Annotated in this window: 6 protein-coding genes; 5 read left to right on the top strand and 1 reads right to left on the bottom strand. The window is 71.8% G+C overall.

All coding sequences use genetic code 11. The annotated features are described in order from the left end of the window. Positions 1–297 precede the first annotated feature (297 nt). Entirely contained in the window at positions 298–1,731 is a 1,434-nt protein-coding gene (locus D455_RS0123785; RefSeq protein WP_026122918.1) for a gamma-aminobutyraldehyde dehydrogenase, read from the top strand. Positions 1,732–1,756: 25 nt separating this feature from the next. Here D455_RS0123785 and D455_RS0123780 read toward each other — a convergent pair whose 3' ends face one another. After that, entirely contained in the window at positions 1,757–2,422 is a 666-nt protein-coding gene (locus tag D455_RS0123780) for a TetR/AcrR family transcriptional regulator (RefSeq protein ID WP_017573185.1), read from the bottom strand. Positions 2,423–2,611: 189 nt separating this feature from the next. Between D455_RS0123780 and D455_RS0123775 the strand changes: the two genes are divergently transcribed. From D455_RS0123775 to D455_RS0123760, 4 genes are all read left to right on the top strand, one after another. Beyond that, complete coding sequence (locus tag D455_RS0123775) at positions 2,612–4,027, top strand: flavin monoamine oxidase family protein (RefSeq protein ID WP_017573184.1); 1,416 nt, start codon at positions 2,612–2,614, stop codon at positions 4,025–4,027. Positions 4,028–4,157: 130 nt separating this feature from the next. After that, positions 4,158–5,684: an APC family permease gene (locus D455_RS0123770; protein ID WP_017573183.1), complete on the top strand. Its 1,527-nt coding sequence runs from the start codon at positions 4,158–4,160 to the stop codon at positions 5,682–5,684. Between the two features lie 521 nt (positions 5,685–6,205). Further along, positions 6,206–7,288 carry an agmatine deiminase family protein gene (locus D455_RS0123765; RefSeq protein WP_017573182.1) on the top strand — a complete coding sequence of 361 codons (1,083 nt, stop codon included), beginning with the start codon at positions 6,206–6,208 and terminating at the stop codon, positions 7,286–7,288. Continuing rightward, positions 7,288–8,917 (top strand): amidase (locus tag D455_RS0123760; protein ID WP_017573181.1); only part of this gene is annotated, 1,630 nt, incomplete at its 3' end. The genes D455_RS0123765 and D455_RS0123760, both read left to right, overlap by 1 nt.

Genomic DNA, 8,917 nt, shown 5'->3' with positions numbered 1-8,917 from the left:
CCGCCGCGCTCCTGCCGGACCGCCACCACAGGGCCTGGCTGGCCGTCCAGGCGGTCACGGCCCTGCTGGTCAACCACCTGTTGCTCACCGGTTGGTGATCCGGGCGGGCGCACGGGCGCCCGCCCGCTCCACCTGCCTCGCGGAGCCCGTGTCCCAACGCCTTCGGACGGCCGAACGCCCCTGGGGACGGGGCTTGCGCGCGTCGTGCGGCGCCCGGCACCGGGGGATGTGTTGCCGATCACCACGCGTGACCATAAAATGAACGAGGATCATTTTATGGACGGCCGAGGAGACCACATGGGAAACCGCCTCAGGAACTACGTCAACGGTGGGTTCGTCGACGCCCACGGGCAGGGGAGCATCGACGTCGTCGACCCCACGAACGGGAGCACCGTCGCGGTGTCGCCGGTCTCCGACCAGGTCGACGTCGACGGCGCCTTCACCGCCGCCCGTGAGGCGTTCGGGGCCTGGCGGGACGTCACCCCGGCCGAGCGGCAGCGCCTGCTGCTCAAGGTCGCCGACGCGGTCGAGGCGCGCGCCGACGAGATCGTCGAGGCCCAGCACCGCAACACCGGCCAGCCGCGCTGGATGATCTCCCAGGAGGAGATCGGCATGGGCGTGGACCACCTGCGCTTCTTCGCCGGAGCCGCCCGCACGCTGGAGGGGCGCGCGGCCGCGGAGTACATGGAGGGCCACACCTCCTACGTGCGCCGCGAGCCGGTCGGCGTCGTGGCCCAGGTGACCCCGTGGAACTACCCGCTGCTCATGGCGGTGTGGAAGCTCGGCCCGGCGCTGGCCGCGGGCAACTGCGTCGTGCTCAAGCCCTCCGACACCACCCCGGAGTCGACGCTGGTCCTGGCCCGGCTCATGGGCGAGATCCTCCCCGCGGGCGTGGTCAACGTCGTCCTGGGCGACGCCAGCACCGGCAAGCTCATGGTCGAGCACCCCGAGCCCGCCATGGTCTCCCTCACCGGCTCGGTGCGCGCGGGCCAGCAGGTCGCCGCGTCCGCCGCCCGGGGTCTCAAGCGCGGCCACCTCGAACTCGGCGGCAAGGCGCCCGCCGTGGTCTTCGCCGACGCCGACCTGGCCGCCACCGCCAAGGCGCTCGTCGAGTTCGGGACCTTCAACGCGGGCCAGGACTGCACCGCCGTCACCCGTGTGCTGGTCGAGGAGAGCGCTCACGACCAGCTCGTGGAACTGCTCGCCGAGGCCGCCCGCGGCACCGCCACCGGGAGGACCGACGAGTCCCAGAACGACTTCGGCCCGCTGAACAACGTGCGCCACTTCGCGTCGGTCAGGGACAAGCTCGACCGACTCCCCGACCACGCCACCGTGGTGACCGGGGGGAAGCCGGTCGAGGGCTCCGAGGGCTACTTCTTCGAGCCGACGGTGATCACCGGCCTCCGCCAGGACGACGAACTGGTCCAGGAGGAGACCTTCGGGCCGGTCCTGACGGTGCAGACCTTCTCCTCCGAGCAGGAGGCCGTGACGCTGGCCAACGACGTCGACTACGCCCTGGCCTCCAGCGTCTGGACCTCCGACCACGCCACCGCCATGCGTCTGACGCGCGCCCTCGACTTCGGCTGCGTCTGGGTGAACACGCACGTGCTGCTGGCCGCGGAGATGCCCCACGGCGGCTTCAAGTCCTCCGGCTACGGCAAGGACCTCTCGCTGTACTCGGTGGAGGAGTACACCCGGGTCAAGCACGTCATGCACGCCCTCGGGACGTGAGCCGGTACGCCCGCGGCGGCCCCGCTCAGCCGACGGTCTCGGTGAACCTCTGGCGCAGGCCCCCGACCAGGGATTCGAGTGCGAGCTCGAAGGCCCGGTCGGCGGCCGCGCGGGGGTCCCGCGGCCGCTGCGCGGCGAACCGGGTGAAGGTCGGGGCCAACTCCTCCAGGCCGCCCGGGTCGAAGATGTTGGTCGGCGCGGAGACGTCGTAGGCGGCGCCGAAGACGAGGGCCTCGACCCCGACGATGATGTCCACGGCGTCCGCGCCGTCGATCCCGGCCTCGCACAGGGCGCGGGTGACCCGTTCGTACATCCGCAGCGTCTGGGGGGAGTCGGCCACGGGCAGGACCGCCATGACGGGGATGAGTGCGGTGTGCCGCGCGAAGCAGTGCCGGTAGGAGCGCGCCCACTCCCGCAGGGCCTCGTCCCAGGGCCGCGTGTCGAAGGCGGAGCAGTCGATCTGCTCGTTGACGCGGTCCTGGATCAGCACCAGCACGTCACGTTTGGAGGAGACGTGGTTGTAGAGCGCTGAGGCCGAGACCCCGAGCTCGCGGGCCAGCGAGGCCATGGTCAGGCGCCGGTACCCCTGTTCGGCCACGATCCGTATCGCCGCCCGCGCGAGCCGTTCGCGGGACAGGACGGGTGAGGGCGGTCTGCCCCTGCCCCGTGTGCGGGGCGGTTGCTGGCTCACTGACGCCTTCCTCCTGTCGTCGTCGCGAGGCACGAACGCGGTCTCCAAGTGTAGAAGCGGCGCGGCTGCGCCGCTTCGGCGCGGTCCGGGCCGTTGACCTGCGCCTGTTACCCCATCGTCACTTGACAGCGGGGGGCGTGCGCCCCCTTAATGAATGTTGTTCATTTTAATGTTCGAAGGAGCACACCCATGAGTGGCACACACGTCATCGGCAGCGCCGAGGCGCTCGAACGCGACGTCGTCGTCGTGGGCGCCGGACCGGCCGGGCTGATGGCCGCGCGCACCCTCCGGGCCGCGGGCCGGTCCGTCGCGGTCCTGGAGGCCCGCGACCGTGTGGGCGGGCGCACCTGGTCACGGGAGATCGACGGGGCCTTCCTCGAACTCGGCGGCCAGTGGGTCTCGCCCGACCAGACCGAGCTGCTCGGACTCCTCGACGAGCTGGGCATGAGCACCTTCCCGCGCCACCGCGACGGGGCCGACGTCTACCTCGACCAGGACGGCGACCGCCACGAGTTCACCGGGGAGATGATCCCCGCGGGAGAGGCCACCGAGGCGGAGATGAAGCGCGTCATCGGGGTCCTGGACGACCTGGTCGAGCAGATCGGCCCGGAGCGCCCCTGGGACCACCCGCTCGCCCGCGAGCTCGACACCGTCACCTTCGACGAGTGGATGCGCGGCCAGACCGACGACGAGGCCGCCCGGGAGAACATCGGCATCTTCATGGCCGGGGGCATGCTGACCAAGCCCGCCCACGCGTTCTCCGCGCTCCAGGCCGTCCTCATGGCCGCCTCGGCCGGCTCCTTCTCCCACCTCGTGGACGAGGACTTCATCCTCGACCGCCGCGTCGTCGGGGGCATGCAGTCGGTCTCCCAGACGATGGCCGACGCCCTCGGGGAGGACGTCGTCCACCTCGAGACCCCGGTCCGGACCATCCGCTGGGACGGGGACGCCGACGGCCGGGTCACGGTGTGGTCCGACCGCCTCACCGTGCGGGCCCGCCACGTGGTCGTGGCCGTGCCGCCCACGCTCTACTCGCGCATCTCCTTCGAGCCCGCCCTGCCGTGGTTGCAGCAGCAGATGCACCAGCACACCTCGATGGGCCTGGTCATCAAGGTCCACGCGGTCTACGACAGGCCCTTCTGGCGGGAGAAGGGCCTCTCCGGCACCGGCTTCGGCGCCAAGGAGCTCTGCCAGGAGGTCTACGACAACACCAACCACGGGGACACCCGCGGCACCCTGGTCGCCTTCGTCTCGGACGAGCTCGCCGACCGGGCCCTGAAGCAGGACGCCGGGGCGCGCCGCGACGCGATCCTGGGCTCCCTCGCCCGCTACCTGGGCGAGGAGGCGCTCGAACCCCTCGTCTACTACGAGTCGGACTTCGTCTCGGAGGAGTGGACCCGCGGCGCGTACGCGGCCAGCTTCGACCTGGGCGGCCTGCACCGCTACGGCGCCCACCAGAGGGAGCCCGTGGGACCCGTCCACTGGGCCTGCTCCGACCTGGCGGCCGAGGGCTACCAGCACGTCGACGGGGCCCTCCGCCAGGGCCGCCGCGCCGCCGAGGAGATCCTCGGGGCGTCCGTCGACACCGGGGCGCCCATGGCGTGACCCGTCTCCGGGGCCGGCGCGCGGCGCACGAACCCCGCCCCCTGGTGAGCCCGCACGGGCCCACCGGTTCCCTTCCCGCGGCGCCGGCCCCTCGGCGCCGAGTACGATCTGGCGACGACAGGAAACAGTCATGACGGACACGACCGGGCGACCCGCGGAGGCGGGCGCCGACGCACAGACCCACTGGAAGGGCCTCAGCAAGGGAGCCGTCGGGCTCATGGGAGGCCTGGTCATCGGCGTCTCCACCATCGCCCCGGCCTACACCCTCTCGGGATCCCTGGGCCCGACGGCCTCGGCCGTCGGTGAGCACCTGCCCGCGATCCTGCTGGTCGGATTCGTCCCGATGCTGCTGGTGGCGATCGGCTACCGCCAGCTCAACAAGGCCATGCCGGACTCGGGCACCACCTTCACCTGGGTCTCCCGGGCCTTCGGGCCCTGGGTCGGCTGGATGGGGAGCTGGTGTCTGCTGGCCGCGACCATCCTGGTGCTGTCCAACCTCGCCGGGATCGCCGTCGACTTCTTCTACCTGGCGATCTCCCAGCTCAGCGGCCAGGAGTGGATCGCCGGGCTCACGCGCAACGTGCCGGTCAACATCGTGACCTGCCTGGCGTTCATGGCCGCCGCGGCCTGGATCTCCTACCGGGGGATGGAGGCCACCAAGACGTTCCAGTACGTCCTGGTCTCGCTCCAGGTCGTGGTGCTGCTCTGGTTCTCCGTCGCCGCGTTCTCCCAGGTCGCCGCCGGAACGGCCTTCGACGGCGGTGCCGTGAGCCTGGAGTGGTTCAACCCGTTCGGCGTCGACTCCTTCTCCGCCTTCGCCGCGGGCGTGTCCCTGTCCGTCTTCGTCTACTGGGGCTGGGACGTGGTCGTGACGATGAACGAGGAGAGCCGCGGCACGACCACCACACCGGGCAGGGCCGCCATCGCCACCATCTTCGTGGTCGTCACGCTCTACATGCTGGTGTCGGTGGCCACGCTCTCCTACTCGGGAGTCTCCACCGGTGAGCTCGGGCTGGGCAACCCCGACATCCAGGGCAACGTCTTCGCCGCGCTGGCCGGTCCGGTCATGGGCCCCTTCGCCGTCCTGATGTCCCTGGCGGTGCTGTCCTCGTCGGCCTCCTCGCTCCAGTCCACGATGATCTCGCCCGCGCGCACCATGCTCGCCATGGGCCACTACGGGGCGCTCCCGTCGAAGTACGCGCGGGTCAGCCCGGTCCACCACACCCCCGGATACGCCACGGTCGTGGCGGTGGTCATCGCCTCGGTCTTCTACGCGGTCATGCGGGTGGTCTCCGAGAACGTCCTGTGGGACACCATCACCACGCTGGGCATGATGGTCTGCTTCTACTACGGGGTGACCGCCCTCGCCTGCGTCTGGTACTTCCGCCGCGAGGCGACCGCCTCGCTGGGCAACCTGGTGACCAAGCTGGTGGCGCCCCTGCTCGGCGGGCTCCTGCTGCTCGTGTTCTTCTTCCAGACCGCATGGGACTCCATGGACCCGGCCTACGGCTCCGGGTCGCACATCGGCGGTGTCGGACTGGTGTTCATCCTGGCCGTCGCCATCTTCGTCCTGGGGATCGTGGCCATGGTCGTGCAGTACCTGCGCGACCCCGCGTTCTTCCGGCGCCGGTTCGTCACCACCGAGTACCCGGCCTAGGCAGTGTCTTCTTCGGGCCTCCGCTTCGCCTGCCCGTCGCCCGCCGGGGCGCTTCGCGCGGGGGACGGGCTACCACCCTCGACGGTCGGCCTTCGGCCGCGGTACTCACCCTGTTCGGGCGCCCGAGGAGCCAGGGATTCCTCCTCCTCGGCCACGCCTGTCGCTCGTTCCTCGCTCGCGGCTTGCCTCGTCGTGCAGAACCCTGGCGGCGCCCGAACCAGACCCCCCTGGGGCGAACGCTCCAGGACTGGCCCCCGGGGGCCCGCCCGCCTGACCACTCGCCCGCCTTCCCCGCCCGCCCGAGTACCCGTCCGATGGGTCGCCCGAATACGTTGCTGGGGTGACGCATGGGTTCTGACCTGCGCTGCTCTTACTTGTAGCGAGTTTCGGCACTCCGACCCCGCTACAAGTACAAGACCGCGGCGGACGAGGCCGGTCTTCCGGTCACCGGACGGCGTCCTCCCGGGCCCTCGCTTCGCTCCGGCCCGTGTTCGGGCCCCTGTTAGACGACAAGGAACGACATGTTCGCTCATGGTTCGGCCGACGAGCCGTCCGCCACGGTGATGCCACCGGAGTGGGCGCCGCACGAACGCACCTGGATGGCCTTCCCCACGGCCAACGACACCTTCGGCCCGCCCGGAAGCGCGTCCCTGGGCCGTGCCCGCGCCGCCTGGGCGGCGGTGGCCCGCACGGTCGCGGAGTACGAGCCGGTCACCGTCGCCGTCGCGCCCGGGGACGCCGACACGGCCGCCGAACTGCTGGGGCCGGGGATCGACACCGTCGAGATCCCCCTGGACGACGCCTGGATCCGCGACTCCGGCCCCACCTTCGTCCACGACCCCCGCGGTCGGGTGGCCGCCGTCGACTGGGTCTTCAACGGCTGGGGCGCCCAGGAGTGGGCGGCCTGGGAGGCGGACCGGCTCGTGGGCCGCCGGGTGGCCGAGCTGGCCGGGACGCCCCGCGTCGCGAGCGACCTGGTCAACGAGGGCGGAGGTTTCCACGTCGACGCCTCCGGCACGGTCCTGCTGACCGAGACCGTGCAGCTGGACCCGGGCCGGAACCCGGAACTGACCAGGGCCGACGTCGAGGAGCGGATCCACGCCCGGTTGGGCACCAGCCACGCCGTCTGGCTGCCCCGGGGCCTGACCCGCGACTACGACGAGTTCGGCACCAGGGGACACGTCGACATCGTGGCGAGCTTCACCGAGTCGGGCACCGTGCTGCTGCACCGGCAGGACGATCCCCGCCACCCCGACCACGAGGTCACGCGGCACCTGCGCCGGGTGCTGGAGGACTCCGTCGACGCTCGCGGCAACCCCCTGCGGGTCGTCGACGTCCCCGCTCCCCAGGCCCTGACCGACGAGGACGGGGAGTTCGTCGACTGGTCCTACATCAACCACTACGTCGCCAACGGGGTCGTGGTGCTGTGCTCCTTCGACGACCCCAACGACGGGGCCGCCGCGCGGATCCTGGCCGAGGCCTACCCCGGACGGACCGTCGTACGGGTCGACGCCCGCGACGTCTTCCGCTTCGGCGGCGGCATCCACTGCATCACCCAGCAACAGCCCGCCCCGCGCGGCGGTGAACCGAGGAGGGGGCACTGATGGAGCCCTTCGACGTCGTCGAGGCCACGATCCCGCGGATGCGCGAGGCCCTTCAGCAGGGGCGCGTCACCAGTGAGGAGCTGGTGCGCGCCTACCTGGCCCGCATCGCCGCCTACGACCACACCGGCATCACGCTCAACTCCGTGGTGGTGATGAACCCCCATGCCGTGGAGGAGGCGCGCGCCTCCGACGCACGGCGTGCGCGCGGGCGGACCCTGGGGCCGCTCGACGGCATCCCCTACACCGCCAAGGACAGCTACCAGGCCCGCGGGCTGACGGTCGCGGCCGGGTCCCCGGCCTTCGAGCACCTCGTCGCCCAGCACGACTCGTTCACGGTGGGGCGCCTGCGGGAGAACGGCGCCGTGCTGATCGGGCTGACCAACATGCCGCCCATGGCCAACGGCGGCATGCAGCGCGGCGTGTACGGGCGGGCGGAGAGCCCCTACAACGGGCACTACCTGACCTCGGCCTTCGCCTCGGGCTCCTCCAACGGCTCGGGCACGGCCACGGCCGCGAGCTTCGCCGCCTTCGGCCTGGCCGAGGAGACCTGGTCCTCGGGGCGCGCCCCCGCCTCCAACAACGCGCTGTGCGCCTACACCCCCTCCTGGGGCGTGATCTCCATCCGCGGGAACTGGCCGCTGGTGCCCACCATGGACGTCGTGGTGCCCCACACCCGCACCATGACCGACATGCTGGAACTCCTGGAGGTCATCGTCGCCGACGACCCGGAACCGCGGGGGGACTTCTGGCGGGTCCAGCCCTGGATCGACGTCCCGGCGGCCTCGCGGGTGCGCCCGGCCTCCTTCACCGACCTGGGCGCGGCCGACGCGGACGCGGGCCGCCGGGCCCTGAACGGTCTCAGGATCGGCGCCCCGCGCCTGTACACCGGCGCCGACCCCGAGGCCGGGACCGCCGAGAACCCCGGTATCGGGGGACCGACCGGGCGGCGGGTGGACACCCGACCCAGCGTGCTGCGGCTGTGGGAGGAGGCCCGCGCCGACCTGGAGGCCTCCGGCGTACGGGTACGGGACACCGACCTCCCCGTGGTGACCAACTACGAGGGGGACCGGCCCGGCGCGCCCACGATCAGGAGCCGGGGACTGGTGAGCCGGGAGTACCTGGACCGGGAGATCCTCGACCTGTCCGCCTGGGCCTGGCACGACTTCCTGCGCGCCAACGGCGACCCGGACCTGGACGGCCTGGAGCGGGTCGACGGCGCCCGGATCTTCCCGCACGATCCGGGCACCCTCCCGGACCGCTACGACGGGTTCGACGACGACATCGCCGCCTACCCGGAGTTCGTGCGCCGCACCGGCGTCACCTCCCTCACCGAGATCCCGCACCTGGAGGAGGGGCTCAGGGGGCTGGAGAGCACCCGCCGGGTGGACTTCGAGGACTGGCTGGACCGCCTGGGCCTGGACGCGATCGCCTTCCCCGCGGTGGCCGACGTCGGTCCCGCCGACGCCGACGTGGACCCCGATTCGGCCGACCTCGCCTGGCGCAACGGCGTGTGGGTGGCCAACGGCAACCTGGTCTGGCGCCACCTGGGGATTCCCACGGTGACGGTGCCGATGGGCACGATGGCCGACACCGGGATGCCGGTGGGGCTGACCTTCGCCGGACGCGCCT

The sequence above is a fragment of the Nocardiopsis halotolerans DSM 44410 genome, from assembly GCF_000341065.1.
GTDB lineage: Bacteria > Actinomycetota > Actinomycetes > Streptosporangiales > Streptosporangiaceae > Nocardiopsis > Nocardiopsis halotolerans.
This window is presented reverse-complemented; position numbering and strand designations above follow the sequence as displayed.

What these genes read in the sequence shown, in the direction of transcription:
- D455_RS0123785 (WP_026122918.1), top strand. Translation starts at nt 298, where the DNA reads ATGGGAAACCGCCTCAGGAACTACGTCAACGGTGGGTTCGTCGACGCC.
- D455_RS0123775 (WP_017573184.1), top strand. Translation starts at nt 2,612, where the DNA reads ATGAGTGGCACACACGTCATCGGCAGCGCCGAGGCGCTCGAACGCGAC.
- D455_RS0123770 (WP_017573183.1), top strand. Translation starts at nt 4,158, where the DNA reads ATGACGGACACGACCGGGCGACCCGCGGAGGCGGGCGCCGACGCACAG.
- D455_RS0123765 (WP_017573182.1), top strand. Translation starts at nt 6,206, where the DNA reads ATGTTCGCTCATGGTTCGGCCGACGAGCCGTCCGCCACGGTGATGCCA.